Source organism: Gardnerella sp. Marseille-Q9691, assembly GCF_046507715.1.
Classification (GTDB): domain Bacteria; phylum Actinomycetota; class Actinomycetes; order Actinomycetales; family Bifidobacteriaceae; genus Bifidobacterium; species Bifidobacterium greenwoodii.
In genome coordinates this window covers 40,926-66,214 of sequence record NZ_JBKFXI010000002.1, presented here as the reverse complement: position 1 = coordinate 66,214, position 25,289 = coordinate 40,926, and the positions used below count along the sequence as shown (strand labels likewise).

Annotated in this window: 21 protein-coding genes and 1 tRNA gene; 15 read left to right on the top strand and 7 right to left on the bottom strand. The window is 44.4% G+C overall.

Features of this window, described 5'->3' with window-relative positions; translation table 11 throughout:
* Positions 1–162: 162 nt before the first annotated feature.
* Genes ACLD6A_RS03850 through murI form a run of 3 tightly spaced genes read left to right on the top strand, consistent with a single transcriptional unit; the run spans position 163 to position 4,420 of the window.
* Positions 163–1,956: an ABC transporter substrate-binding protein gene (locus ACLD6A_RS03850; protein ID WP_410313651.1), complete on the top strand. Its 1,794-nt coding sequence runs from the start codon at positions 163–165 to the stop codon at positions 1,954–1,956.
* 6 nt (positions 1,957–1,962) lie between these two features.
* Positions 1,963–3,597, top strand: coding sequence for a nickel ABC transporter ATP-binding protein NikE (gene nikE / locus ACLD6A_RS03845; RefSeq protein WP_410313650.1), 1,635 nt, complete (start codon positions 1,963–1,965; stop codon positions 3,595–3,597).
* A gap of 49 nt (positions 3,598–3,646) precedes the next feature.
* The gene (gene murI, locus ACLD6A_RS03840; protein WP_410313649.1) at positions 3,647–4,420 is read left to right on the top strand and encodes a glutamate racemase; all 774 of its coding nucleotides are present in this window, start codon (positions 3,647–3,649) and stop codon (positions 4,418–4,420) included.
* A gap of 33 nt (positions 4,421–4,453) precedes the next feature.
* On the opposite strand, the gene ACLD6A_RS03835 is transcribed toward murI, so the two are convergent.
* The gene (locus ACLD6A_RS03835; RefSeq protein WP_019260817.1) at positions 4,454–5,104 is read right to left on the bottom strand and encodes a vitamin K epoxide reductase family protein; all 651 of its coding nucleotides are present in this window, start codon (positions 5,102–5,104) and stop codon (positions 4,454–4,456) included.
* 119 nt (positions 5,105–5,223) lie between these two features.
* On the opposite strand from ACLD6A_RS03835, the gene ACLD6A_RS03830 reads away from it, so the two are divergent.
* A complete protein-coding gene (locus tag ACLD6A_RS03830) occupies positions 5,224–6,144 on the top strand; it encodes a PHP domain-containing protein (protein WP_410313648.1) in 921 nt (306 codons plus the stop codon).
* 445 nt (positions 6,145–6,589) lie between these two features.
* Here the strand turns inward: ACLD6A_RS03830 and ACLD6A_RS03825 are convergent, their stop codons facing one another.
* Both ACLD6A_RS03825 and ACLD6A_RS03820 read right to left on the bottom strand, forming a co-directional pair.
* Positions 6,590–6,808 carry a DUF3107 domain-containing protein gene (locus ACLD6A_RS03825; protein ID WP_410313647.1) on the bottom strand — a complete coding sequence of 73 codons (219 nt, stop codon included), beginning with the start codon at positions 6,806–6,808 and terminating at the stop codon, positions 6,590–6,592.
* 18 nt (positions 6,809–6,826) lie between these two features.
* Positions 6,827–8,491, bottom strand: coding sequence for a phosphotransferase (locus ACLD6A_RS03820; RefSeq protein WP_410313791.1), 1,665 nt, complete (start codon positions 8,489–8,491; stop codon positions 6,827–6,829).
* Positions 8,492–8,647: 156 nt separating this feature from the next.
* On the opposite strand from ACLD6A_RS03820, the gene ACLD6A_RS03815 reads away from it, so the two are divergent.
* Positions 8,648–10,162, top strand: a complete 1,515-nt coding sequence (locus ACLD6A_RS03815; RefSeq protein ID WP_410313646.1) for an ATP-dependent helicase — start codon at positions 8,648–8,650, stop codon at positions 10,160–10,162.
* A gap of 28 nt (positions 10,163–10,190) precedes the next feature.
* On the opposite strand, the gene ACLD6A_RS03810 is transcribed toward ACLD6A_RS03815, so the two are convergent.
* Positions 10,191–11,699 carry a zinc-dependent metalloprotease gene (locus tag ACLD6A_RS03810; RefSeq protein ID WP_410313645.1) on the bottom strand — a complete coding sequence of 503 codons (1,509 nt, stop codon included), beginning with the start codon at positions 11,697–11,699 and terminating at the stop codon, positions 10,191–10,193.
* 136 nt (positions 11,700–11,835) lie between these two features.
* On the opposite strand from ACLD6A_RS03810, the gene ACLD6A_RS03805 reads away from it, so the two are divergent.
* The gene (locus ACLD6A_RS03805) at positions 11,836–12,756 is read left to right on the top strand and encodes a PDZ domain-containing protein (RefSeq protein WP_410313644.1); all 921 of its coding nucleotides are present in this window, start codon (positions 11,836–11,838) and stop codon (positions 12,754–12,756) included.
* A gap of 64 nt (positions 12,757–12,820) precedes the next feature.
* Here ACLD6A_RS03805 and ACLD6A_RS03800 read toward each other — a convergent pair.
* Positions 12,821–12,894 (bottom strand) — tRNA-Val (locus ACLD6A_RS03800).
* A gap of 118 nt (positions 12,895–13,012) precedes the next feature.
* Here ACLD6A_RS03800 and ACLD6A_RS03795 point away from each other — a divergent pair.
* The 4 genes from ACLD6A_RS03795 (at position 13,013) to ACLD6A_RS03780 (ending at position 17,538) form a co-directional block, all read left to right on the top strand.
* On the top strand, positions 13,013–14,494 hold the full coding sequence (locus ACLD6A_RS03795; protein ID WP_410313643.1) for a DivIVA domain-containing protein: 1,482 nt from the start codon (positions 13,013–13,015) through the stop codon (positions 14,492–14,494).
* A gap of 51 nt (positions 14,495–14,545) precedes the next feature.
* On the top strand, positions 14,546–15,292 hold the full coding sequence (gene recO, locus ACLD6A_RS03790) for a DNA repair protein RecO (RefSeq protein ID WP_410313642.1): 747 nt from the start codon (positions 14,546–14,548) through the stop codon (positions 15,290–15,292).
* A gap of 151 nt (positions 15,293–15,443) precedes the next feature.
* Positions 15,444–16,667 carry a proline-rich domain-containing protein gene (locus ACLD6A_RS03785; protein WP_410313641.1) on the top strand — a complete coding sequence of 408 codons (1,224 nt, stop codon included), beginning with the start codon at positions 15,444–15,446 and terminating at the stop codon, positions 16,665–16,667.
* 76 nt (positions 16,668–16,743) lie between these two features.
* The gene (locus ACLD6A_RS03780) at positions 16,744–17,538 is read left to right on the top strand and encodes an isoprenyl transferase (protein ID WP_019260826.1); all 795 of its coding nucleotides are present in this window, start codon (positions 16,744–16,746) and stop codon (positions 17,536–17,538) included.
* Between the two features lie 17 nt (positions 17,539–17,555).
* Here the strand turns inward: ACLD6A_RS03780 and ACLD6A_RS03775 are convergent, their stop codons facing one another.
* Both ACLD6A_RS03775 and ACLD6A_RS03770 read right to left on the bottom strand, forming a co-directional pair.
* Complete coding sequence (locus ACLD6A_RS03775; protein ID WP_410313640.1) at positions 17,556–18,788, bottom strand: M20 family metallopeptidase; 1,233 nt, start codon at positions 18,786–18,788, stop codon at positions 17,556–17,558.
* Positions 18,789–18,862: 74 nt separating this feature from the next.
* Complete coding sequence (locus tag ACLD6A_RS03770; RefSeq protein WP_410313639.1) at positions 18,863–19,231, bottom strand: MTH1187 family thiamine-binding protein; 369 nt, start codon at positions 19,229–19,231, stop codon at positions 18,863–18,865.
* 138 nt (positions 19,232–19,369) lie between these two features.
* On the opposite strand from ACLD6A_RS03770, the gene ACLD6A_RS03765 reads away from it, so the two are divergent.
* The 5 genes from ACLD6A_RS03765 to trmB all read left to right on the top strand — a co-directional run bounded on the left by ACLD6A_RS03765 (position 19,370) and on the right by trmB (position 25,032).
* Complete coding sequence (locus ACLD6A_RS03765) at positions 19,370–20,890, top strand: glycine--tRNA ligase (RefSeq protein ID WP_004136274.1); 1,521 nt, start codon at positions 19,370–19,372, stop codon at positions 20,888–20,890.
* Positions 20,891–20,967: 77 nt separating this feature from the next.
* Positions 20,968–22,122, top strand: coding sequence for a tRNA dihydrouridine synthase DusB (gene dusB, locus ACLD6A_RS03760; protein ID WP_375169008.1), 1,155 nt, complete (start codon positions 20,968–20,970; stop codon positions 22,120–22,122).
* A gap of 213 nt (positions 22,123–22,335) precedes the next feature.
* On the top strand, positions 22,336–23,547 hold the full coding sequence (ftsZ, locus tag ACLD6A_RS03755; RefSeq protein ID WP_019260830.1) for a cell division protein FtsZ: 1,212 nt from the start codon (positions 22,336–22,338) through the stop codon (positions 23,545–23,547).
* Positions 23,548–23,571: 24 nt separating this feature from the next.
* Positions 23,572–24,036: a cell division protein SepF gene (locus tag ACLD6A_RS03750; protein ID WP_004134563.1), complete on the top strand. Its 465-nt coding sequence runs from the start codon at positions 23,572–23,574 to the stop codon at positions 24,034–24,036.
* A 156-nt stretch (positions 24,037–24,192) separates the two neighbouring features.
* On the top strand, positions 24,193–25,032 hold the full coding sequence (gene trmB / locus ACLD6A_RS03745) for a tRNA (guanosine(46)-N7)-methyltransferase TrmB (RefSeq protein ID WP_410313638.1): 840 nt from the start codon (positions 24,193–24,195) through the stop codon (positions 25,030–25,032).
* Positions 25,033–25,289: the final 257 nt, after the last annotated feature.

Sequence of the window (25,289 nt, the reverse complement as noted above, 5' to 3'; positions counted from 1 at the left end):
ATTTCCTTTACTGCTGTGTAAAGAAAATAACGAAATATCGCTAAAAAACGATTTTTTCTGTACATGCACGTAAAGAAAAAATCGGAATTAGGTCGATAGTCCACATTTTGAAGAGTCAAATTACAAATTTAAAAAAATACTAATAAATATAAGGGGATTATTATGTTCACTTTTAAAAATAAAAATATAAATAAAAGTAAAAATGCAAGTACAAACAAAGATTCAGGTGTAACTGCAGACGTAACTTCAGGCGTAACTGCAATTTCGAAGAAGTTTGTTGCGTCACTTGCAGCTTTTTCGTTGCTTCCGATTTCGCTACTTTCGTTACTTTCACTTTCTGCTTGCGGAAGTGCCAGCTCTACAAAATCCAGCGTTACTAACGCTTCCGCGCTAAATTCCAATCCGCAAAAAGGTGGCAGTCTTACGGTATTTACGTCGAATACCAATATGAATTTCGATCCAGCTCGTAGTCAAGGTTTGCCGATTACATCAAATAATTTCATATTCCGCGCGCTTACAACTTGGAAAGTAAGTCCAAATTCAGGCAACGAAACGAGCGTTGTTCCAGATTTAGCAACGGATACCGGCACCACAAGCGACGGTGGCAAAACTTGGAAGTACACGCTTAAGAAGGGTGTCAAGTACGAAGATGGAAGTGAGATTACTTCGCGCGATATCAAATTCGGCATTGAGCGCTCGTTTGCTGATTCTTTAAGCGGCGGTTTTAGCTACCATAAGACTCTTCTTGTTGGTGGAGAAAATTATGACGGTCCTTTTAGTGGAAAGTCGCTTGATTCCATTGAAACTCCAGACGATCAAACTATTATTTTCCACTTAAAAGCTCCGTTTGCAGATTGGCCTTGGGTTGCGTCTTTGGCAGCATTTGTGCCAGTTCCAGCGAATTCTGGCGACGCGCAAACGTATTCAAAGCATCCTAAAGCTTCCGGACCATACCGAATTGTGCAAAACGAAGTCGGCAAAAAAGTTGTTATGCAGCGTAATAAGTATTGGGATTCAAAGCTTGACAGTATTCGCACAGCTGGTCCTAATGAGATTGTTTGGAAGCTTGGTTCGGATGCTACTGTTGCGGCTCAGTCGATGATTCAAGGAAATTCGGATACAAAATCCGCATTTTTGGCTGATTTTGTGCCGCCTGCTCAGCTTGCGCAGGCTCAGGCAAACCCTAAGTCACGAAGCTTGCTCACTACAAGTAGTGACGGTGCTCTTGAATATTTGGCTATGAATACGCGCAGAATGACGGACGTCAATGTTCGCAAGGCAGTTCAGTATGCGGTTGATAAGCAGTCGTACCGCACGGCGAAGGGCGGCTCAATTGCCGGCGGTTTTGCAACAACGCTTATTACGCCTGGTATTTCTGGCAGGAAGCAGTTTAATTTGTATGCTACAGATCCACGCGGAGACGTTGCGAAAGCTAAACAACTGTTGAAAAAATCGGGTCAAACTGGTATTAAGTTGAGCCTTATTGCGCGTCCGGATCAAACGCAAGTAGCTTCTTCTGTGCAATCCAGCTTGCAGCGCGTCGGCATAAAAGTAACTATTAAAACCGTTGACGCAGTAAACTTTACGGACGCAATCACATCAAATTCAGGCGACTACGATTTGGCTTTGGCTTCTTGGCAACCTGATTTTCCTTCTGCTTTTGCGAATTTGGGCCCACTTTTTGATTCTTCGCAAATTGGCGGCGGAAACTGGAATATTTCTCGCTACGAAAATCCTAAAGTAGATGCCCTGCTTCGAAAAGCAATACAAACTGTCGATTCGCACGAAGCGGAAAAATTGTGGCAGCAAGCAGACCGCACTATTATGGCTGATTCGCCGGTTGTGCCGCTTATTTACTCGCATAATACGTTTATTCACGGAAGTGGCGTGGAGAATTTCTACATCGGCAGTTTCCCTGCGTACCCGAATTACGCCGCTGTATCTTTGAAGAGGTGATTGGTTGTGACTGATCTGAAAGAAAAAGTTGTTATAAGTGTCGATGGCATGTCGATTTCGATTGGCGGTCGTCAAATTACGCGAGATATATCGTTGCGCATGAGTGCGGGCGAAGTTTCGGCTTTAGTGGGTGAGTCCGGCTCCGGAAAGTCGCTTACTGCTCTGGCTCTTATGGGTTTGCTTTCAGATTCTGCCAAAGTTGAAGGAAGAGCGCTTCTTAACGCTACTTATGCCAACGAATCTGCCATAGATTTACTAAGCGAAAATGCGCCTTACGAGCGGATTCGCGGTGGAATGATTGGCATGATTTTTCAGGAGCCGTCCAGTGCATTTAATCCTGTGAAAACAATTGGCAAGCAAATAGAAGAAGCGCTAATATATCATCCTGAAAAAGCAGGAAAGCTTAGCCAAAGAGAGCGTAAGAAGCGTGTGATTTCGCAGCTTCTCGAGGTTGAGTTGAGTGATGCTGAGCGCGTGTATCGTTCGTACGCGCATGAGCTTTCTGGAGGTCAACTTCAGCGTGCGATGATTGCGATGGCGTTAATAAATCGTCCGCAAGTTTTGATTGCGGACGAGCCTACTACTGCGCTAGATATCACTACGCAGCGAGATATTTTACGGCTTATTCGCGAATTGTCGGAAAAATTACAGCTTGCTGTGCTGATTATTACGCACGATATGAGCGTTGTTCGTGCGCTGGCTAGTGACGTGTACGTAATGCAAGGTGGAAATATTGTGGAATCTGGTAAGGTTCAACATATTTTTGCAAATCCTCAGCATGAATATACGCGCACTTTGCTGGAATCGGTTCCAAAATTTGATATGCAATATGCGCAAAACGGCGATGCTTACGAGAGTATGGAAGAAGCAGCAAAAGCAATTGCTAAGAATATTGCTAAGAATATTGCTAAAAATATTTCTGAATATCCAGGATCTGAATCTACAGTAGTTGAAGTTCAAGGCGTAAGTGTGAAGTATTCTCATGCTCGTTTTAGCAAATCAGCTAATAAATTCGCATTAAACAACGCGAACCTGCGCATTAGCGCCGGTTCGACGCTCGCTTTAGTAGGCGAGTCCGGAGCTGGAAAAACCACAATTGCGAAAGTGATTTCTGGCCAAATAAAGCCAAACTCTGGCGCAGTTTTGCTAAATGGCGTGGATATTAACAGACTTCACGGAAAAAGTCGTCGAAGTACAATGCGAAGCATTGGCTACGTTTTTCAGGATTCCGGATCTGCGCTTAATCCGCGTAAAACCGTTGGCTGGAGTATTGCTGAACCGCTGCTTTTGCACACGCAACTTGATGCTAGTGAGCGTGAGGAGCGCGTGAAGAAGATGCTGGAACAAGTGCAGGTGCCGACCGATCTTGCAAAGCGTTTTCCGCACGAGCTTTCGGGCGGGCAGAGGCAGCGCGTCGGTATTGCTCGCGCGCTTATTTTGCAACCATCTTTGCTTATTGCAGATGAGCCGACTTCTGCGTTGGACGTTACAGTGCAGAGGCGTGTGTTGAATTTGTTGCGCGATTTGCAACAAAAGTACAATTACGCGTGCTTGTTTATTACGCACGATTTGGGAGTTGTGCAGGAGATTGCTGACGAAGTTGCGCTAATTCGTGATGGCAGCGTGCGGTATGTCGAGTAGTATGTTGAGGCTCGCCATTACCATAGTAAGCGTTTTTAGGAGGTAGTTTATGGCATCGTCGGCAGCAATTGGCGTTTTTGATTCGGGGCTTGGGGGAATTTCCGTAGCTCGTCAGTTGCATGCTGCTCTTCCGCACGAGCGAATCATTTATTTTGGCGACTCTGCTAACGCTCCATACGGTATTAAAACGCCTGAGGAAGTTAAAAAGCTAAGTTTCGCAATTGTTGAGCGATTCGTTAGTCTAAATGTAAAAGCCATCGTAATTGCCTGCAATACCGCCACTTCCGCAGCTGTGAATGATTTGCGCGCGAACTACAGCATACCTATCGTAGGTATGGAGCCGGCGCTTAAATTAGCTTGCGATTTAGGCAAAGGCAAGTCTCAGCGCGTAATTGTGGCCGCAACTGAGCTTACTTTGCGCGAGCACAAGTTTGCGGATTTATTGCAGCGTTTTTCTAAAAATCATACGATTTTTTCTCGAGCTTGCCCCGATTTAGTGCGCATTGTTGAAGAGGGTAATCTTAATGATTGCAATATAGTTTTTGCAGCTCTTCATAAGTATTTTGACGAGTATGATTTAGACAGTATTGATTCGGTTGTGCTTGGCTGTACGCATTTTGTGTTTTATCGCGATTATTTCCGCGAGTTTTTGCCTGCGCGCACGAATATTGTTGACGGCAACGAAGGCACGATTAACCATCTTCGCAAAATATTGGAAGAACGCAGCCAGCTTGCGGATAATTCTCAAGAAGGCTCAATTACGCTCACTAATTCCAACACAAGCGAGCGCATGCAGCAACTTGCAAAAAGCTTGTGTAAGTAGTCTTATATTCAATCGTAGCTTTTTACTTTAAACTTAGCTAAAAATTACTTTCGCATACTGGCTTAAAATCAGCGTAACTAACGCCGCAATCCACAGAACGTCAACAAGTAGGTCGTATCTTAAACGATAATAGCTTTCAACCCACGTAAAACGCTTAACAAGTAGCTTTTGCGAGCTTACGCTTGCGTGCGTCAACGACATAAATTGCAAGGTTGTGGAAAGCATAAGAACAATGCACCACGGGCATAGAGCGTGAATCACAAACATTGATTGCGAAAACAGCCAGTAAGCGTAGGCGAGCGCGCATAATCCGCCAATCCAAGTGCAGATTGCGAACCAGCGTGGCACGCAAACGCGAATCATACCAATAACAGCAAGTGTTACGAACACGCTTTCTGCAGCAATTCCAAAGAATGCGTTTGGGAAGCTTAATTCGCCAAATTTCACCATTTCTGCCTGCCAAGTTTGTGCAACTCTAGAGCAGGACACAACGCTGTTAAAATCGCAGCTGAGCAGTTTTTTAGGTGCGCGCGCCAAAGCAAGCGTTTCTGCGGAAAGAATAAGCGATGTTATAAGCGCCACTGCAGAGAAGAACAGCATTACGCCGTAAGTCCACAAAGAGGAGTGTCTCCATCCGCGCAGTGTTGTTTCGTATTCTTCTTGCGCTTTGCTGGTCTGCTCCATTTCCGCTCCTAAAATTTACCGATAACAAACTATTAACAATGGGAATAATATCAAATAATAGCGAATGATTATGAGTGCGTATTTATTTCTCTTTACATAGCACAGTTTACGATGATTATATGACCGAAAATAGCAACGAAAAACGCGACGCATTTGATTATGCGAATGCTAGTAGCACGCATCTTACGCGTCTTGCGAGCGAACGCTGGGATTTGCACTGTCACACCGTTTATTCTGACGGCACTGCCATTCCAGAAGATTTGATTATGCAAGCTAAGCTCGCTGGTTTGTATGGAGTTGCTATTACCGATCATGACACTACTGCAGGATGGGATGATTTTCGCGCTGCTGCTAAGGTTTCAAATATGCCCGTGCTGTTTGGTTCGGAAATTACTGCTCAAGATGCTGGAGTTTATGTGCACATGCTCGCATACCAGTACAATCCTAAAAACGAGCAGATTGTAAGCATGTTTGAGCGTACTCGTAAGTATCGTTTCGAGCGCACAAAGCACATGGTTGAGCAAATTTCTAACGATTTTCCGATTACTTGGGATGATGTTTTAGCTCAAGCTAAGCTTGGTGATTTAACAACAATCGGCAGACCGCATATTGCGGATGCTTTAGTTAAAGCCGGCGTTTTTCGAACGCGCTCCGAGGCTTTTTCAGGCCCCGTTTCTCCGCAAAGCAAATACTATATTCCAACGCCTTCGCCGAATGTTCGTGAGGTTATTGAGGCTGTTAAAGATGCTGGGGGAGTTGTTGTGATTGCGCATCCTGCTGATCCTGCGCGTAATCGTGTGCTTCTTTCAGACGATCAGATTACATCGTTTGCTGCTTCTGGTCTTGACGGTTTAGAAGTGTATCATCGCGGAAATTCTAAAAATCAGCGCCAGCGTTTGCTTGATTTGGCGCAAAAGTGCGATTTGCTTGTAACAGGCGGGTCGGATTGGCATGGTTCCGGCAAGCCAAACCGTTTGGGCGAAGAAACAACAAGCCGCGAAGTAGTGTCCGAAATATTTTCTCGCGGCTATACACTTTAAAACTATTTATTTTCGTTATTCTTGGCTTTCGTCTATGAGTTTTGTAACTGATTTTGTTCTTTGATTTTGACGAGGCTAGAAAATTTGTGTTTGCGTGCGTCCCGTCCTTCGGGCGCTCTGGCTGCTAAAAGAGTTTAGTGTGTTCGCCTATATTTAAAGAATGTAGCTTCTCAGTCCTCTTTTAGCACTGAACACAATTTTTCCAGCCTCTCAACACACTAATCAACAACACAAAACTCATAGACTCGTGCAGAAAGTTACGCAAAGTGCGTGGTTTGCTAAGTGCAACTAAAGCCGCTCAAAATGCTGTGTTATGTGCGTTATAGATACATCCGGAGTAGCATACGCGGTAGCACGGATGCTAGTGTTCGCTAAGCAATAAGTAATTAGCTTCTGCAGAGCAATACTGCAAAGCTTCATAAGGTTTGGCTAGAGTTTTGTTATATTAATTGAGGGCGCCGAAGCCTACTGAATGCTTTGGAGTGTCGCCAATTAGCGCGTAAGACAACGACGACGCAGACACCATAATCGTGCGACCGTTTACGTCCGTAAACTCAAGCATATCTTTTGAGTCGCTAATAATTGCGCGCACTTCATCTGCGCTCTGGTTTGTTTCAAAATCGATTGAATCGGAAACGTTCTTTACTCCCAGCACTACTCGCATGCTGTCCTCCTATAAGTACTATAAATTAATGTCTTCTTCAGCGTCGCGCTTTGCTCGCTCTTCGCGCTCGTGAAGAGGAATAATAACCGTTTCCGGCTTATCATCTTCTTCCTTAGCGGAAGTTTCTTCAGCGTTTGCCACTTCTTCAGCGTCTGCCTTTGCTTCAGTGTTAGCATCTGGCTCAGCAACTTCCTCTGGCTCAGTTTCTGCTGATTTAACGTCTGCTACTTCAGCTTCAGCTTCTGGCTCGGCTTCCGCAACTTCAGCTTCCGCAACGTCATCATTTGCAACTTCACCATTCTGATTTGAAGACTTAGCTTCAACATGCGTAATTACTTGAGTTGCCGTATCGTCTGCAATATACGCAGCCTTTTCAGCTTCCTCGTTGCTAGAAGAATTAGTTACAGCGTACTGAACTGTGCGCTCGTGAGTATCGTCGTTTTCTGCAGTTTCGCGCGCGACTTTTGTGTTCTGATCGCTATCTTTAGAAACGTTTCCTTCAACCGTAATATCGCGCTCGTTGGTTTCGTCTCCATTTGCGGAATTTGCGGAATCAGCATTTGAAGCATTTGCAGAAGAATTATTTTGCAAAATTTGGCGACTTTTTGTGTTGTCGTTTTCAAGAAGCGTGCCAACTGTAATAGTAGAAGCCGGGCTTCCAGCAGAGTGAGTTTTAGCGGCTTGAGCGTTGCTAATACGGCTAAGCTCGTGCGCTAAACGTTCAACCTGCGCCTTAAAACGCATAATACTTGTGGTGTCTGCACGCTGCAAAGCCTGAATAAAATCTCCAACTTGCTCCATTTGCAGCCACAAGTTTGCGCGAAGCATAATCAAACTGTCAAGCCTAGAACCCATCATTCTGCCGTATGCAGAAAGCACTGCGTTTCGACGCTGTTCGTTGAGTTTTGCAAAAATCCAAGACAAGTCGCGAGCAGGATCGTTAATTTGCATGCCCTGCCAATTCGTTACAGCAGTAATAGTAGATCCTGAAAACAGAATATCTCCGTCAACAAAACCGCCGTGTACTGGGCATGTTTCAAAAGACCACAATCCTTCAGTTTCCAACACTCTGGACCAGCTGTCCGTAATTTCTGTTGGAATGTGACCTGCTTGACGAAGCCTTTTAATCCAGCCTGTTAATTGCGCACGAATTTGGCCAGTAGTAAAAGCAGGATATTTTCCGCGAGTTACGAAGCTAGGGCGAAGTCGGTGTATTGCTCCGATTGCAGTTCCAACATTTGCGCAATCATCCGTTGTAAGAAGACGCAAGTCGCGCGCACTTCCTTCAAGATGCTCGCAAATAAGCACAGTGTCATCGTCATTTTCGTCTGAAATAATGCTAGACATGTTTCGCATAGTCTGCTTAAGATTCGCGCTATTCGCAGCATTTTCAGCATTCGCGGCTGCAGTATTGTTTTCTTCGCCTTCGCGTTTTCCTGGAATAAACGTAAGCATAGTGTCGTACGCAAATCCCAAAGCTGCTAAATCTTTGCTGTGCTCAAGCGTCCATGCTGCACGAGCTCGGTCGCGCAAACGCTTGCGACCCTTGTTGTCTGCGCTAATAAAAACGTCATAAAGCTTACCTGAAATATCTTGCACAACGGCGTGAGAAATTCCAGCCGCGGTATCAGTGGCATTAACTTGCTCACTTTGGCGCGTTCCTGCAAACTGTACTTCGGGCATGGCTGCAGATGCCAGTGCTGCCAACTTGAATCTACTGAGTTGTGTCACACTCCCACAGTAATACAAAGCACCGAGATTTTACCAATTTTTCGTAAGTTATACACATGTTTTTATTCAGCTTGCACAAGCGTCGTTATTGCTGCCACAATAGTAGGTATGAATTCTTCGCAAGTAACTTCTCCAGAAGCGCTTTTAGATGGTTTGGATGATTCGCAACGTGCAGCTGCCACAGCAGTAGAAGGCCCGGTGCGCATTATTGCTTGCGCTGGAGCAGGTAAGACGCGCACTATTACGCGTCGAATTGCGTATGCTTGCGCTAGTGGTAAGTGGGATCCTGAGCGTGTGCTTGCGGTTACATTTTCGGTAAAAGCTGCTGCGGAAATGCGTTCTAGAATTGAGGCTCTTGGCGTTAAAAATATTGGCTGTGTTGCAACTTTTCACTCGGCCGCATTGCAGCAGATTCGTAGCGTGTGGAGCGAAGTTTGTTCAGCGCCTTTTCCGTCTATTATGGAAGATCCTAAGCAAATAATATCTGCAGCTCTTAAGCGTTATCCGGATTTTGATGGCTTAACTTTGCTGCAAGCTCGAGATATTTTGGCGGAAATCAATTGGTCTAAAGTTTCGCTTATTGCGCCGGATGATTATATTCGCGCTTGTGCTGCAACTCATCGTCTGCCTCCTGCAGGATTAGAGCCGCAGCAATTCGTTGACGTTTACGAAGCTTACGAAACCGAAAAAAATTCGCATAATTGTATTGATTTTAACGATATTCTTTTGCTTGCATGTCATATTTTGAGAAATTTTCCGGAAGCTGCAAACCGTATTAGGCAATCAATCGGATGGATTACAGTTGACGAATATCAGGATGTGTCTCCTTTGCAGCACGAATTGTTGCGATTGTGGATGGGGCAGAATCGCGATATTTGCGTAGTGGGCGACCCTGCACAAACTATCTACTCGTTTGCTGGCGCAAGTAGCTACGATTTGTTAGCTTTTCCGCAAGAATTTGCCCCAATAAGCGCCGATATTAGTTTGAATACGGATTACCGTTCCACAGAGCGCATAGTTGGTATTGCTAATCGCGTGCTTGCTTCTTCGCCGTATAAGCGTGACTACGTAAAAGTTAAGTCTCTTACTAAAGGCGGTACTCGCGTTTCTCAGCAGGTTTTTGCTACTGATGTTGATGAAGCTTTGGGCGTGGTCAATCAAATTGCAAAGCTTGTAAAAAGCGGCGTTGCTAATCCGGGAGATTGCGCAATACTAACGCGTACTAACGCTCAGCAGCAGGTTATTTGCAAAGCTTTAAAATTTGCCAAAATGCCGTATCGCGTAAGAAAAGACGTTGGCTGGCAGCGAAATGTTCTGGAAGATGCGCAAAACTCAGCTTCTTTAGTTGCTAGTGATGCTTCTAAAACGCTTGATATTTCAACCGTTACAGTTTCTACTATTCACGCAGTCAAGGGTTTGGAGTTTACGCACGTTTATGTGATTGGTTGCTCGGAAGGCTTAATACCATTCGGTTCTGCTTCTACGGATGAAGATATAGAAGAGGAGCGCAGGCTTATGTATGTTGCTGTGACTCGTGCCGAAAAAACGCTTCACCTGTCTTACGCTTGCCGAAAAGAGGGAAGTGCGGGGATGAATCGCGCGCCTAGCCGATTCTTGGCTTAATTTCGCGACCTAAACTACTCGCGCCTGATTAGTTTTCGTCGTCTTTCTTCTTTTTGCGCTCTTCTTCCTCAAGTAGTTTGCTAAAGTCAGCATCCCAATTTTCGCTACTGTTAGTGCCCAAGCTAGTACCCAAGCTAGTATCTAAGGTTTCGCTATTATTTGCGCTCGCACTTTCGCTACTATTTTCACGATTAGATTCGCTACCATCTTCTTTCGCGTTTTCGTTAGCTTCCGGCAAAGTTGGCAGCAAATCCGGGTGACTCCACAAACTATCTCGCTTATCAATTCCGCATTCTCGCGTAATCTTTTCCCACAATTTAGTGGCTTCTCTCATGCGGCGAGGTCTAAGTTTCAATCCCAAAAGCGATTCAAAAGTAACTTCTGCCGGACCTCCTGCAGCGCGCTCGCGACGCATCATTTCGCGCAACTGTTCAATATGCACAATATGAGCCATTCCAGCCTGCCAAGTAACGCAATCAACCCATCCTTCAACAAGCGCAAGCAGGGTTTCCAAACTGTGCAATGCTTGACGCTGCTCATCGGAATCGTTGCTACCAATATTCTGCAAATTTACAGCGCCCGAAATTGCTTCCGGATTCATTGTTTCCACATCTCGAAGCTGTTCTTCCATCGCCTCTAAATCAATGCTTATTCCGTTTGCATACTTAATAATAAGCGCTTCAAATCGCGGCATAAGCCATGGCACGGCTGCGAATAATCTTGCGTGAGCTGCTTCTCGTAAAGCCAAATAATTCATGACTTCTGTAATATCTAACTCCCACACTTTCGCATATTCAATGCAGTTGTATGGAATTAAGCCGCCAGCAGGATTTTGCAATAACGCAAGTCCTTGATCAAAACTTCCGTGTACTTCGTGCGAAAGTGCGCCTGCAGCTTGCCCTAATTGCATAGCAAAGGAAGTATTTCCGAGTAGTTTCATTAGTTGCGAAGGATTATTCATTCCTTCCGGAAGTGGGATTGGCACAACGCCAGCAAAAAGTCCTTTTACTTCGGCATCGTCCACATCGCGGAATCGCTCCTCAATAACAGAAGTAAGCGCTTCGTTCACGGATTTTGCTACAGGATTTGCGAATTTTACCCACGCTCCGAGCGTTCCTTCAACCCAATCTGCTCTTGAAAGTACTGCTGGTGTTCCTGGAGCAGGATTGAAATTGCACGTAATGTCAAGCCACAAATTTGCTTGACTTAGCGCACGCCTAGCCGAGTCAGCAACTTCCGCATTTACATTGCCTTGATCTCCGGTTGCACGTTGTAATGCAATTGATTGCGCAAGTTTTTGGTTAATTGGCCCTTCTTCAAGCGTTGCTTCCATTTCATTAGGATTATTTAGTCCTCCTGCGCTGAAAGCTTGCATCATGCTGCGAACTTCGTCCGGTTTAGGAAGCTTAGATGGGTTCTGATTTAAGAGTTGTTCGCGCAGCTCAAAAGGAAGTTGTTCAAGTTGTTTCCATGCTTCTTCGCCTTGTATTGGCCCAAAGCATTCAATAAGCCACTGGTGAATTGCATCATCGTTCATGAGTTCATCCTTTTACTGCGGTTTAAAGCAAACATGTTTTATACATTATATTTTGCATTATATTTTGCTTTATTTGCATTATAAGTCAAATCTAAAATTAAATTAATCTATATAGGGCTTGTGTAATGATACAAACATGCTTGGCTTTTCTAAACGTTTGCGCATATTTAGCACATTATCAGGTAGATTGCTAACATTTGCGAAGCAGTTGATTTCGTATATTGATTCACATTCTTTGCGCTATTTTGCGGGATTTTTCGCAGTAGTAGTTGCGTTAATTGCTCTGATGTTACCAAGTGCGTATGTTGTAGAAGAGCCGGGGCCTACTCAGGATGTTCTTGGTGTTTCTGGAGATTCAAAGCTTCCTGTAATTCAAATACTTTCAAAGCATGCAAAGCATAAGGATAGCGGAAAATTATTAATGCTCACTGTTAATACTTCTGGAGTTCCAGGGTATGAAGTTTCAACATTTTACGCGCTTATTTCGTGGCTGGATCCTCAAAAAGAGATAATTCCTCGCGAAGCAATTGTTCCTGTTGGTCAGAATGCAGATGATTACGATAAAGAATCCGAACACGAAATGGACAATTCGCAGGATGTTGCGCAAAACGTTGCTTTACAATACGCTTCTAAGCATCTTGGAATTAATACTAAAGGCGTGAAGTTGCGTTTGCATATTGAAGACGTTGGTGGTCCTTCTGCAGGAATGATGTATACGCTTGGAATTTTAGATAAGCTTACGCCCGAAAGTGAAACTGGCGGTAAAACTATAGCCGGCACTGGAACTATTGAAAAATCGAAGAAAATTGGCGCTATTGGTGGTATTCGTCTAAAAATGATTGCAGCTAAACGAGATGGCGCTACCTGGTTTTTAGCTCCTAAAGATAATTGCGACGAAGTAGTTGGTCATGTTCCACAAGGTTTGCGAGTTGTTCGAGTTAGTACGATTGATGAAGCTTATAAAGCGTTGAAATCTATAGGTTCTGGCAGTGGTGCAGATAAATTGACAAGCTGTAGTGCAAAAGATGCAAATGCAAAAGCTGTAAGTGCAAAATAAGCGAACCCAAATAAGCGAATCTAAATAAGAAAATCTAAATAAACGAATCAAATCGAATAGAAAGTGGGCGATGAGGGACTCGAACCCCCGACATCCACCGTGTAAAGGTGGCGCTCTAGCCAGCTGAGCTAATCGCCCGTTTGCAACAAAGTAAAAACATACATGAAGGTATGTACGAATGCAACGTGTGGCGCGCGTCTCAACAATCGCGTAGAGTATACTCAATGGAAACATGTGCTCAGGAGGTCGATAGTAGATGACTCATAAACCTGATACCGCTCGTAATGCTTCAGGAATGGAGCGTGTGGGTAAGCGTAAGTTAGGATATAACGTCGCACAGGTAGATGCTTTTCTGGAGCGTGCGCACACTTTGTATGAAAGCGATGAGGCTCGACTTACTCAGCAAGACATTCAAGAAGTTTCTTTTGATTTAGAGCGCAATGGTTATGTTATTGGGCAGGTTGATGCTGCACTGTCTCGCTTAGAGCGCGCAGTTGTTGACAAATGCACCGAGCAGGAGATTTCCGAGTGCGGTAGGGTAGCTTGGAAAGCTCGTGCCGAAGAGTTGTATCGTAAGCTTTTGAAGCATGCTCAGCGTGATTATCGTGAACGTTTTGATAACGGCGCTTCTCGTAGGCCATCTTATGCTCGTAAGCAAGTAGATATTATGGTTGATCAAGCCTTAGATAAGATTGCGCTTATGCTTGGTCATGAGCTTGAGTGGGAAACCGACGAAAATACTTTGAATGACATCAACTCCACATATGTTTCTAATGTTATTTTCACTCAAAAAACTGGCAAACATGGCTATGATGAGCGTCAGGTTGATTACTACTTGAATGCTTGCGTGCGTTTGTTAAGTAGTTTGGAATCTCTTAAGCGTTTAGACAAGTACGTTGATTCTGATTATTCAGGACATAGTCTTGTTGAGGCTATTGCTGCTGCGTCTGCTGCTGAAGATAAGCGCGCGTCCGCTGCGGCTGCTTCTGCCGCTTCTGCTGCTTCTGCAGCTCCATCTTTTGCTCCTGCAGCAAAAGTGTCTAGCGCAGCTTCTGTAGCTGCTTCTGCGGCTTCTTCTGTAGCATCTTCTGCAGAAAAGGGCGAAGATTCAAACGTTTTGCCAAAGATTACTCGCTCTCAATTGGTTCCTAATGTTCCTGATCACGAAAAGCAAAGCATTTTTGCTCCGGTTGATTACAATAATCAATCTTCTAGTGATTCGTTTGAAGCGTTACATCAGTCTGAGCGCGCAATATTTACGGCTCATGCTGCAGAAAGCAAGTCTGCAAATCTTGAAGATGAAGATAGTAACGATGAGCTTTTGCAAAGTGCCACAGTAATGCACAATTCTTCTTCTAATACTGTGCCGCCGACTTTGCCTCCAACTGTGAAGCCAGTTGCAAAGCCTTCTGCGAATACTTCTGTGCCTCCGAGCGTGCCTCCTGCTTTCCCTCCGGTTTCGCATCGTACGCACGAAGCTGCTGAGTATGCATCTGCACCTGCCGCACCTGCTGCACCTGCATCTTCTATACCATCTTTCCCGCCTGCAGCTCCTGCAAAGCGTGAATCTGATTCTATGCAAATCCCAGTTACGCATTTAGAGCCTAGCAAGCCATTGAGTTTGGATATTCCGGATCTTTCATTCCCAATAATCGGTCATATTGATGAATCAACTTCTTTTAATAATGATTCAGATAATGACGATACTAATGACGATACTAGCGACGGATTAGCGTAACCGCTTTTATTTGCTAAGATTTGCAATAATTTTAGACTGGCAGTTTGATTTATGCCGTTGTATCGCGATGAAGCCGTTGTGCTTCGTGCTTTTCCTTTGGGTGAAGCAGATAGGATTGTAGTTTTGCTCACAAAGCAGCATGGAAAAGTTCGTGCTGTTGCAAAAGGAGTTCGTCGTCTTAAGTCGCGCTTTGGTGGCCGACTTGAGCCTCTTATGCGCGTTGACGTGCTTTTGGCTCAAGGAAAGTCTTTGGATGTTGTATCTCAGGCTGTTTCTATATCTGCCTATGCTGGCTCGATTTGTGCCGATTATACTTCCTATGAGTATGCAAGCGTTATGTTGGAAGTTGCAGATGCGCTAGTTTCCAACGAATATACAGATGAGTATATGCGTGAATATCAAGATACTTCCGGGCAGTATCGTCTGCTTACTGCTGCTTTATCATCGCTATCTAACAGAAAGCATGCGCCGAATGCTATTGGAATTTCATACCTTTTGCGCGCAATGTCTTTGGCTGGTTGGTCGCCGCGTTTAAAAACTTGCGTTGTTTGCGGAAAAGAAGAAAATTTGTGCTACTTTTCTCCATCTGTTGGTGGCGTTATGTGTGCTGGTGATCATACTCCCGAATCTATTATTTGTTCCGACGAAACGCGTCTTCAACTATTCGCACTTTTACAAGGCGATTGGTCTTCTATTGACGGCGTTCCAATCGATTCTTCTACTCTTTCTTGCGCAAAACTTTGGGCGGAGTATTATCTTGAGCGCCCAATTCGTTCAATGGGGTTGATTTCTGATTAGTTTGCTCGTAATTTTCGTTAGATTTTAGTATTTTCAATATTTTTTGCGCTTTTTGCTTTTGACGATTTGTTGATTTAAGTCTTTTAATACTTTTTATTCGTGTAGTAGAATAAGCGCTAAGTGTTTGTTTTACGAGAGCTAGAGAGTCAAAATGGACGTTAATAACAATTCTGACGCTGTGAATAATCAGAATAATAGCGAGAATAGTAATTCTTATAATGCTGAAAATTCTTCTCAAAGCGCGCAATCTTATGTAAATCAGCAATCTGATGTGTACAATCAGCCGCAATATGATCAAGCTCAGTATCAGCAGGATCAATACCAGCAGGATCAATATCAACAATCTCAGTATCAGCAGGATCAGTACCAGAAGAATCAGTACCAGCCTACGCAGCCGCAGTATGCTCAGTCTCAGCAAACCTACGCTCAGCAGCCTCAGTATTCTCAAGCTCAATACGGCCAGCCGCAGTATGGCCAGCAGCAGTACGCTCAGCCACAGTACGCTCAGCCACAGCCGCAGTATGGTTCACAATATGGTTCTCCGCAGTATGGCAGCCCACAAGGCTACGCACAGATGCAAAATGGAAATCCACAATGCTACGCACAGTCTCAGTATGGTGGAAATCATTACGGTGGAAACCAGTACGGTGGAAACCAGTATGGTGGTCCGCAGTATGGTATGCCTGGTATGCCGCAATACGGTGCGCCTAGAGGTTACGCTCAATCTAGCTTATATAATCGTTTTAATGAGCACGAAAAGCTTGTTAATACTTTTTGCTCACAATGGAACGAAAAAGAAATAGGTTTAGTAATTATTTTATCTATTGCTGTTGCAATTGGTGCATATCTTATTCTTGATCATCCAATTCAAACTTTTGGTTATGGTTATTCCTTGAGCACTGCATGGCTTTATTTTGCATATAATTTAATTCCATTTTCGGTAGTATTGGGTTTTGCGCAAGTTGCTCGTAAAAATAATTTTGTTATTATACCTTCTATTGTTTGGTTTATTGTTCAAACTATTTACTACATTTGGAATCATAATTATTTCGATATAATGCATTTTATTCTTTACCTGATTGCAACATTGGTTTTTATTATTCTTTTAGAGGTTTTCCAAAGACAGTTTGTTGTTCGCAAACGTTCTAATATAGGCGGGTCTATTCTTGGCGTATTAATTTCTACTTTTGCTTATGTAATAATTATGCTTATTTTTGATATTATTAGTGGTTCAAGCATCTCTTACTTCTATCTTGAACACTTTGCGTATACATTTATAACTCTTTCAATTTTGCCAATTATTTTAGCTGCAATTTTAAGAGCATTTGGTTTGGCAAAGTTCCTTAACCCTAAGCGAGAAGAAATGAATATGTAGATGATTGCGTATTTTATAAATACGCTGTTTTAGATGTGTGTCTTATTCGTTCAATGGGGTTGTTACATTCGTAAGTATGGCTTTTGAAAACGTGGATTATACGTCGCTTAATATTCCGGCGGCTCCTTTTAGTGACCCTTCTCGCATACCAGATTTTCCTAAGGGCAAGGTTCCTCGCCATGTTGGCGTGATTATGGACGGCAATGGTCGTTGGGCTAAAGAGCGCGGAATGATTCGCACAGAAGGCCACAAAGCTGCAGAGCCTGTTGTTTTTGACACTATTGCCGGAGCTATAGAAGCGGGAGTGCGCTATTTAAGTTTGTACACTTTTTCCACGGAAAATTGGAAGCGCTCGCCGCAAGAAGTGCGCTTTCTAATGGGATTTTCTAGGGATATTATTCACCGCAGAGTTGCGCAAATGAACGAGTGGGGAGTGCGCGTTCGTTGGGCAGGAAGGCGCCCTAGATTGTGGAAGTCTGTTATTGACGAGTTGGAAAAAGCGCAGGAAATTACCAAAAATAACAAAACTATTGACGTTGTTTTTTGCCTAAACTACGGTGGTCGCGCGGAAATTGCTGATGCTTGTGCGCAAATTGCTAAAGAAATTCAAAATGGCAAAATTAAGGGCGATCGTGTCACTGAAAAAATGATTGCTGAGCACTTGTATAATCCGGATATTCCAGATTGCGATTTGGTTATTCGCACTTCTGGCGAGCAGCGCACTAGCAACTTTTTGCCTTGGCAAGCATCCTATGCGGAGCTTGATTTTGTGCCAGAGCTCTTCCCGGATTACGGCCGCGAAGCGCTGTGGAGGTCAATTGACCGTTATGCGCATCGCGACCGACGTTTTGGCGGCGTAAAAAACGCCTAGTATCTCACTAAGATTTGTTACTTTTCGCTAGTGAGCCAAGCGCAAGCTGCCACAACTGCAGCTTCTAATCCGCGATTAAGAGTGGGCTGCAAATCTGGGGCGAATGCCGGATTGTGATTTCCAGGAGCATTCTGCATATCAGCAAAACCACCTAAGCCCCAGTAAGCGTAAGGAGTTTTAAAAGCGTTCGCAACTATAGAAAAATCTTCCGAAGCAGAAGCGCGCGAAATATCTACAGAATCTTCTCCAAAGTATTCATCAAAAGCTTTACGCACGCGCAAAGATGCATTCTGATCATTATTTGTAAGCGGATAGCAATCATAATACGTAAACTCTGGTTCTTTAGGACATCTTGCAAGCTCGCACTCTCCACGCACAATTCGTTCAATAGCATTGTGCACAAATTTTTGAGTATCTTCGCTATAAGTTCTTGTGTTAATTAAAAGCTCGGCATCATCAGGAATAATATTCGACTTACTTCCTGCATTAAGCGCGCCAACTGTAACAATTGCGTAATCTTTAGCTGCAAGTTCGCGAGAAACAATCGTCTGCAATTTAAGCACAATTGACGAAGCAACAACCACCGGGTCAACGCTCAACTCAGGCATAGAACCATGCGAACCTTTACCAAAAATGTGCACGCGAATCGAAGCTGCAGTAGTTAAGAACGCGCCCGAACGAATACCTACTGTTCCTGCAGGAATAGCGCCCAATACATGCTGACCAAGGTAAACGTCAGGCTTTGCAATCATGCTCGTAATGCCATTTTCCACCAAGTCTTTTGCGCCTTGAGCTGTTTCTTCTCCAGGCTGAAAAACGCCAATGTAGGTTCCGTGCCATGCTTCTTTATGATTGTTAAAAGCTTGTAAAGCTCCAAGTAAACTTGCAATATGAAAATCGTGACCGCACACGTGTGAAACTCCAACCATTTTACCATTTTCGTCTTGCGTGCTAACTGTTGAAGTGTAATCTTTTCCTGAATTTTCTTTAATTGGAAGCGCATCGATATCCGCTCTCATAACAACAACAGGACTTTCGCCGTTTTTAATCTCTGCCACAACGCCTGTTTTTCCAACTCGCTTTGTTTCAATCCCAGCTTTAGTAAGAATATCAATAATTGTTTGAGCTGTATGATCTTCTTTCATTGACAGTTCAGGATGTTGATGAAAGTATTTGTATTGTTTTTCTCGTTCTCCTTGGGTTTCATTTAAATCGGATAATATTTTCTGAACTGCAGTAAGTTGCAGCATAAATTCCTGCTTTCCTTTGTTTTATTATAACTTTTTTGAGTTTTGAGATTATTTGAGATTATTTGATTTCAGTTTTATTCTTCTTTGTTTTTGCGTTCGTCGAGAATTTTGTCTACAAGAGCAGCTTTTGCGTCTATTTGGTCGCTAAAGCCAGGGCGAATATCCAACTTTAAGATTACCCCAGTGCGGTATCCTTTGCTAACCAGTGCCATCGTAGCGTCTTTTACAACGCGCATAACGTCGTCAAATTCGCCCTCAATGTTTGTGAACATTGCGTTAGTTTCGTTCTTTAATCCAGAATCGCGAATAACTTTCACAGCATCAGCCACATACTCGCTTAACTCATCACCAACTCCGCTTGGAGCAATGCACAACGCTGCAACCGTGTTAGTTTTGTGCTCGCTCGCATTGTCTTTTGTATTCTCGCTATTATTTTCGCTCATAGTAATTCCTTTAAACTCGCGCCACATTAAACAAATTGTAATATTTATGTTATTTTGATAATTCTACAAGCGTCACAGGGTTTTTCTATAATGGCAACGTTTTCACCCGAATTTTCTAGTTTTACGAAAAGGTGTATTGTGGCTGTTTCAAAGCTTGATGAAGTCGTGTCCTTGGCTAAGCGTCGAGGTTTTGTGTTCCCAGCTGGCGAAATTTACGGTGGCACGCGCTCCGCGTGGGATTATGGTCCGTTGGGCGTTGCGTTAAAGGATAATATCAAGCGCGAATGGTGGCGCTACATGGTAACCACGCGCGGCGATGTTGTTGGCGTGGATACTTCCGTTATTTTGCCTTCTCAAGTGTGGGTTGCTTCCGGTCACGTTTCCGTGTTTAACGATCCTTTAATTGAGTGCTTGAACTGCCATAAGCGCCATCGTGCAGATAAGTTGGAAGAGTCTTATGCCGAAAAGCATGGCGATAAAATGCCAGAAAATGGCTTAAAAGACATTGCTTGCCCAGATTGCGGCACTCGCGGAAACTGGACTGAGCCACGCGACTTCAACATGATGCTTCGCACTCATTTAGGACCTGTTGAAGACGAAAACAGCTTGCATTATTTGCGTCCGGAAACAGCTCAGGGTATTTTCGTTGATTTTAAGAACGTTATGACTTCTACTCGTCAAAAGCCTCCTTTTGGCATTGCGAATATTGGTAAGTCTTTCCGTAATGAAATTACGCCTGGAAACTTTATTTTCCGCACTCGCGAGTTCGAGCAGATGGAAATGGAGTTCTTCGTTGAGCCTGGAACCGACGAAGCCTGGCATCAGTATTGGATTGATACTCGCGTTCGCTGGTATGTGGATTTGGGTGTGAAGCCAGAAAACTTGCGCATGTACGAGCATCCTAAGGAGAAGCTCAGCCACTATTCCAAGCGCACTGTCGATATTGAGTACAAATTCGGCTTCCAAGGTTCTGACTGGGGAGAGCTTGAGGGTATTGCAAACCGTACTGACTACGATTTGTCTGCTCATGCTAAGCATTCCGGCGAGGATTTGAGCTACTTTAACCAGGCTACTGGCGAAAAGTATGTGCCTTACGTTATTGAGCCTGCGGCTGGTCTTACGCGCTCGCTTATGGCATTCTTGGTTGATGCTTACGACGTTGATGAAGCTCCAAACACTAAGGGCGGCGTTGACAAGCGTACCGTTCTTAGACTTGACCCTCGTTTGGCTCCTGTTAAGGCTGCAGTTTTGCCTTTGAGCAAGAAGCCAGAATTGCAGTCTGTTGCTCAAGATTTGGCTGCGGATCTTCGTCAGCACGATTGGGTTATTGATTATGACGAAGCAGGCGCTATTGGCCGCCGCTATCGTCGTGAGGACGAAATCGGTACTCCTTTGTGCGTAACAGTTGACTTCGATACTTTGGAAGATCATGCTGTTACTATCCGCGAGCGCGACACTATGCAGCAAGAGCGCGTTTCTTTGGACAAGGTTGCAGATTACGTTGCTAGCCGCATTAACGAGAAGCGCGTTAAGTATCCGCAAGGACCTGTTGAAATCGTTGGCACTCGTTCGGCTGACGGCGCTACGGATGTTGCTAAAGAAGCAGGCGAGGACGAATCTAAGCCTGTTAAAATCGCAACTGCTGGCGGCTTGTACTAAATCGCGCTTAAGTATCGTTTAAGTGTAGCTTAAGCATTAAAGCAAAATATTATTAAAGTGAATGGAGTTAAAGCAATATGAATTTTTCTATAAAACCAGTGGATTTAGGGAAAGTTCATATTGCTACTCCTGTTGTTTTGTCTCCAATGGCTGGAATTACCAACTGGCCATTTCGCGTAATCTGCCGTGAATTTGGTCCGGACGGGCTTTACGTGGCAGAAATGATTACGGCTAGAGCATTAGTTGCACGAAATCCAAAAGCTCTTAGACTTTGCCGTTTTGCGCCTAGCGAAAAAGTGCGCTCGCTGCAACTTTATGGTGTTAATCCTTCTATTGTAGAGCAGGCTGCTCGAATTGTTGTTGACGAAAACATGGCTGACCATGTTGACTTAAACTTCGGCTGCCCAGTTCCTAAAGTTACAAGACGCGGCGGCGGTTCTGCTCTTCCTTGGAAAACTGATTTGTTGCAAGAAATTTTGCACCGCGTTGTTTCTGTTTGCGAACCTGCAGGAATACCTGTTACGGCAAAATTCCGTGTTGGTATTGACGAGAGTCATGAAACTTTTATGCAAGCTGGACATATTGCGCAAGAAGAAGGATGCGCTGCTGTAACTTTGCATGCTCGCACAACTTCAGAATATTATGGCGGTCATTCAGACTGGCAGCGTATTGGGGAGCTTGTTGAGGCGCTTGATATTCCCGTTTTTGGCAATGGCGATATTTGGGGTGCGCAAGATGCGCTCGCAATGTTTAAAGAAACTGGTTGTGCTGGCGTTGCTATCGGTCGCGGATGCCAGGGTAGGCCTTGGATTTTTGCAGATATTCGTAACGCTTGTGCGGGCAGTAGTGAACGCGTTAATCCAACTTTGGCGGAAGTTGGCTCAGTTATTTTGCGCCACTTAAATCTTTTGGTTGAGTTTTATGATGGCGACGAGCGTATGGCTGTTCACGACTTGCGTAAGCATATCGCTTGGTATTTAAAGGGTTTTCCGGTTGGGGGAGGAACTCGCAAAAACTTTATGGAATGCGAGTCTATTGAGGATGTTAAGCGCAATCTCAACATGCTCGATGGCTCTCTTCGTCTGCCGGAACAAGTGTTAGACACGCCGCGTGGGCGTGTGCGTTTTGCTAAAAAAGTTCATTTGCCATACGGCTGGTTGGATTCTCGTACTACAAGTCACGAGGAACGCGAAGCCTTGTTTGGCGACGACCCAATGGATGCTAGTTACTAGAGTTTTCTAGGCTTTTGGCCATTTTTATATGCTGATTATTTTGCGATTATCTTGTGATTATTCAAAGAAAATTACCGGCTATGTATATTTGCATATAGCCCGGTGTATTATCAAATCAGTGACATTTTTTCAGTTTATTGTTAAAACGTCGTCAGTATCGAGCGTTTTGCGCTAAAATATTGTGTAAACGTGCGTGAGTGACAGGAGAAAACGGTGAGCGAGATTGCCCAGACTGACAATTTCAACGACAAAACCATCATCAAGGTAGTCGGCGTCGGTGGTGCCGGCGGTAACGCCGTCAATCGGATGATCAGCGAGGGTCTACAGAATGTAGAATTTGTAGCCATTAATACTGACGCTAAAGATTTACTGCGTTCTGATGCTGATGTAAAGATTTCATTATCGGACGCTTCAAGCCGAGGTCTTGGTGCTGGTGCTGATCCTGAGAAGGGTGCAAAAGCTGCACAGGATCATCAATCAGATATTGAAGAAGCACTTAAGGGCGCTGATATGGTGTTCGTTACCTGCGGCGAAGGCGGCGGTACAGGCACTGGTGCTAGCCCAATAGTTGCTCGTGCTGCGCATCAGCAGGGTGCTTTGACTATTGCAGTTGTTACGCGTCCATTCGGTTTTGAAGGCCCTCAGCGTGCTGCATCTGCAAAACTTGGTATCGAAAATCTTCGCAAAGAAGTTGATGCGTTAATCGTAATTCCAAACGATCGTCTTTTGGAAATTTCGGATCGCACAATCGGTATTATTGAAGCATTTAAGACGGCAGATACCGCATTGCTTGCTGGCGTTCAGGGTATTACGGATTTGATTACCACAAATTCGTACATTCATGTGGACTTTTCCGATGTTACCGCTATTTTGCGCGGCGCAGGTACAGCACTCTTTGGCATCGGTTCTGCAAAGGGCGAAGATCGTGCAACTCAGGCTGCCGAAATCGCTATCAGCTCGCCTCTTCTTGAGGAAAGCATTGAAGGTGCTCACGGTGCTTTGATTAACATCGCAGGTCCAAGCGATTTGAAGCTTCAAGAAGCGTCTGCTGCAACTGAGCTTGTTCGTAAGGCTATTCATCCAGAAGCACAAATTATTTGGGGTCTTTCCTTGGATGACTCCTACGGTGACGAAGTGCGTGTGACTGTTATTGCTGCAGGTTTCGACGCTCACTCTAAGTCGGAAGAATCTTCAGCAACAGCCGGCCAGTTTGTTGATATGCAGGCAGATGTAAAGTCTGTTGCTCCAGCAAAGTCTACTTCTGCTATGAGGGAAGAATCTGCTGCTACACAAGCAGAGCAGCCTGCTTCTGTGCCTTCTATGTTTGATACTGCAGCAAATCAGCAGTATGTATCTAATCCAGAACCTGCTCAGCCGCAGTCTTCTGAACCGGATGAACTAGATATTCCTGATTTTTTGCGTTAGGTGTAACGAGAGGAGGGTGGCTTCATGGCTAGCTTTATGAAGAACGTAATGTCGTACGTTGGTATGGCAGATGTTCAAGAAGATGATGATTATGTTGAAGCTGATGTTCCAGAAACTTCCTTTGACAACGATCGATCGGTAACACCTGTTGCATCGCAGCACGGAGACGATTCTCGCTCTAGTGGCACTTCTGCTCGCGCAAGTCTTAATCGCATGAGCCGTATTACTACCATTCATCCAAAGTCTTATGACGATGCGCAAATGGTTGGTCGCGCTTTAAGAGATGGCGTTCCAGTAGTGCTTAATTTAACTGGCGTAACTGAGTCTGTGGCGTATCGCATTGTTGATTTCTCTGCTGGCGTAGTATTCGGCGTGCGTGGTTCTATTGAGCGTGTAACTCCTCGCGTGTTCTTGCTCAGTCCTGCACAAGTGAATATTAAAGTAGAGGATGCTCCAAACGGAAATACTGCTCGAGACTTGTTCTCTTAAAGCGTATTACGAAATAAAAATCTTAATTAAGCAGCGTTTGTTTAACACTTTCGCTGCTTTTTTATACTTTTTGGTAGCATAAAACAAGAGTTAGAGCATGACTAAAGTCATGTGAATTTAACTAAAAGCGTATAGCCGAATAACGAAAGTAATCTAATGAGCAGTGAAAATGAAAACGAAAACACTATGCAAGCCAAGCAACGCACTGTATTGTCGTTTGTGCGTCGTTCTGGACGCTTAGATGCGCGTTTACAGCACGCTCAGGAGCGTTATGCAAGTCAGTACTTATTAGATGTTACTGAAGCTCCTGGCTCTTTTAGATTGCGCGAAAATTTGCACATTACGCATGATTGGATTAAAGATAAGTGGGGCAATAATAATCCGCTTATTGTTGAAATCGGTTCCGGTCAGGGCGAAAACGTTGTTGCTGCAGCAGAACGTTTGCCGGAAACTAACTTTTTGGCGCTTGAAGTTTATGATCCAGGCGTTGCTCACACAATGCTTTTAGCTGGAAAACAAGGTTTAACTAATCTTCGTATTGCGCAAATTAACGCTCCTGATTTCTTCGCAGCTTGTGACCGCGGAGTTTTAGAAGAAGTTTGGACTTTCTTCCCGGATCCATGGCCTAAGATGCGTCACCATAAGCGTCGTATTGTGCAACCAGAGCTTGCCTCTACAATCCACCAGGCGTTGCGTAAAGAGGGCGTTTGGCGCATTGCTACAGATATTGAGGACTATGCTTTGCACGTGCATGAGGTTATGGATTCTCGCGAAGATTTCGCGAACATTGGCGAATTAAGCGTAAGCCTTCCAATTGAGCATGTTGGAAAAGGTACTGCCGATACTGCAGCAGCTCTTCCACACGCAGATTTTAACGAATCTGAGCGCTTTGCTGGTCGAGTTCTTACTAATTTTGAGCGTAAAGGTTTGGATGCTGGTCGCACGATTCATGACTTCACCTACCGCGCATTAGTGCTTTGTGAACGATGCTTGTGAGGCTTTGCACCAGTGCTCTGCTGACGCTGATCTCTGTTGATTAGCGAACACTAGTATTATCGCTGCTGCACACGCCACACCAAGCACTCCTATCTACGCACCCACCCGCAGCTTAATTGCGTTACTTTAGTTGCAGGAATATTCGTGTGGTGAGATTTGAGATTTTTCGCACTGAACGAGGCGAACGTCAGAGCCGAAGGCTGCTGATTCGTCGAGCGAAGAAGAAAAATCGAAAAATCTCTGCGATGAGCACGGTT

Excerpts from the sequence above, each read along its gene's own strand:
- ACLD6A_RS03750 (WP_004134563.1), top strand. The coding sequence starts at position 23,572 with ATGGCTAGCTTTATGAAGAACGTAATGTCGTACGTTGGTATGGCAGAT.
- recO (WP_410313642.1), top strand. The coding sequence starts at position 14,546 with ATGCCGTTGTATCGCGATGAAGCCGTTGTGCTTCGTGCTTTTCCTTTG.
- ACLD6A_RS03850 (WP_410313651.1), top strand. The coding sequence starts at position 163 with ATGTTCACTTTTAAAAATAAAAATATAAATAAAAGTAAAAATGCAAGT.
- ACLD6A_RS03810 (WP_410313645.1), bottom strand. The coding sequence starts at position 11,699 with ATGAACGATGATGCAATTCACCAGTGGCTTATTGAATGCTTTGGGCCA.
- murI (WP_410313649.1), top strand. The coding sequence starts at position 3,647 with ATGGCATCGTCGGCAGCAATTGGCGTTTTTGATTCGGGGCTTGGGGGA.
- ACLD6A_RS03775 (WP_410313640.1), bottom strand. The coding sequence starts at position 18,788 with ATGCTGCAACTTACTGCAGTTCAGAAAATATTATCCGATTTAAATGAA.
- ACLD6A_RS03785 (WP_410313641.1), top strand. The coding sequence starts at position 15,444 with ATGGACGTTAATAACAATTCTGACGCTGTGAATAATCAGAATAATAGC.
- ACLD6A_RS03825 (WP_410313647.1), bottom strand. The coding sequence starts at position 6,808 with ATGCGAGTAGTGCTGGGAGTAAAGAACGTTTCCGATTCAATCGATTTT.
- ACLD6A_RS03820 (WP_410313791.1), bottom strand. The coding sequence starts at position 8,491 with ATGCCCGAAGTACAGTTTGCAGGAACGCGCCAAAGTGAGCAAGTTAAT.
- ACLD6A_RS03770 (WP_410313639.1), bottom strand. The coding sequence starts at position 19,231 with ATGAGCGAAAATAATAGCGAGAATACAAAAGACAATGCGAGCGAGCAC.
- ACLD6A_RS03795 (WP_410313643.1), top strand. The coding sequence starts at position 13,013 with ATGACTCATAAACCTGATACCGCTCGTAATGCTTCAGGAATGGAGCGT.
- dusB (WP_375169008.1), top strand. The coding sequence starts at position 20,968 with ATGAATTTTTCTATAAAACCAGTGGATTTAGGGAAAGTTCATATTGCT.
- ACLD6A_RS03780 (WP_019260826.1), top strand. The coding sequence starts at position 16,744 with ATGGCTTTTGAAAACGTGGATTATACGTCGCTTAATATTCCGGCGGCT.
- ACLD6A_RS03835 (WP_019260817.1), bottom strand. The coding sequence starts at position 5,104 with ATGGAGCAGACCAGCAAAGCGCAAGAAGAATACGAAACAACACTGCGC.
- ACLD6A_RS03805 (WP_410313644.1), top strand. The coding sequence starts at position 11,836 with ATGCTTGGCTTTTCTAAACGTTTGCGCATATTTAGCACATTATCAGGT.
- trmB (WP_410313638.1), top strand. The coding sequence starts at position 24,193 with ATGAGCAGTGAAAATGAAAACGAAAACACTATGCAAGCCAAGCAACGC.
- ACLD6A_RS03815 (WP_410313646.1), top strand. The coding sequence starts at position 8,648 with ATGAATTCTTCGCAAGTAACTTCTCCAGAAGCGCTTTTAGATGGTTTG.
- ACLD6A_RS03830 (WP_410313648.1), top strand. The coding sequence starts at position 5,224 with ATGACCGAAAATAGCAACGAAAAACGCGACGCATTTGATTATGCGAAT.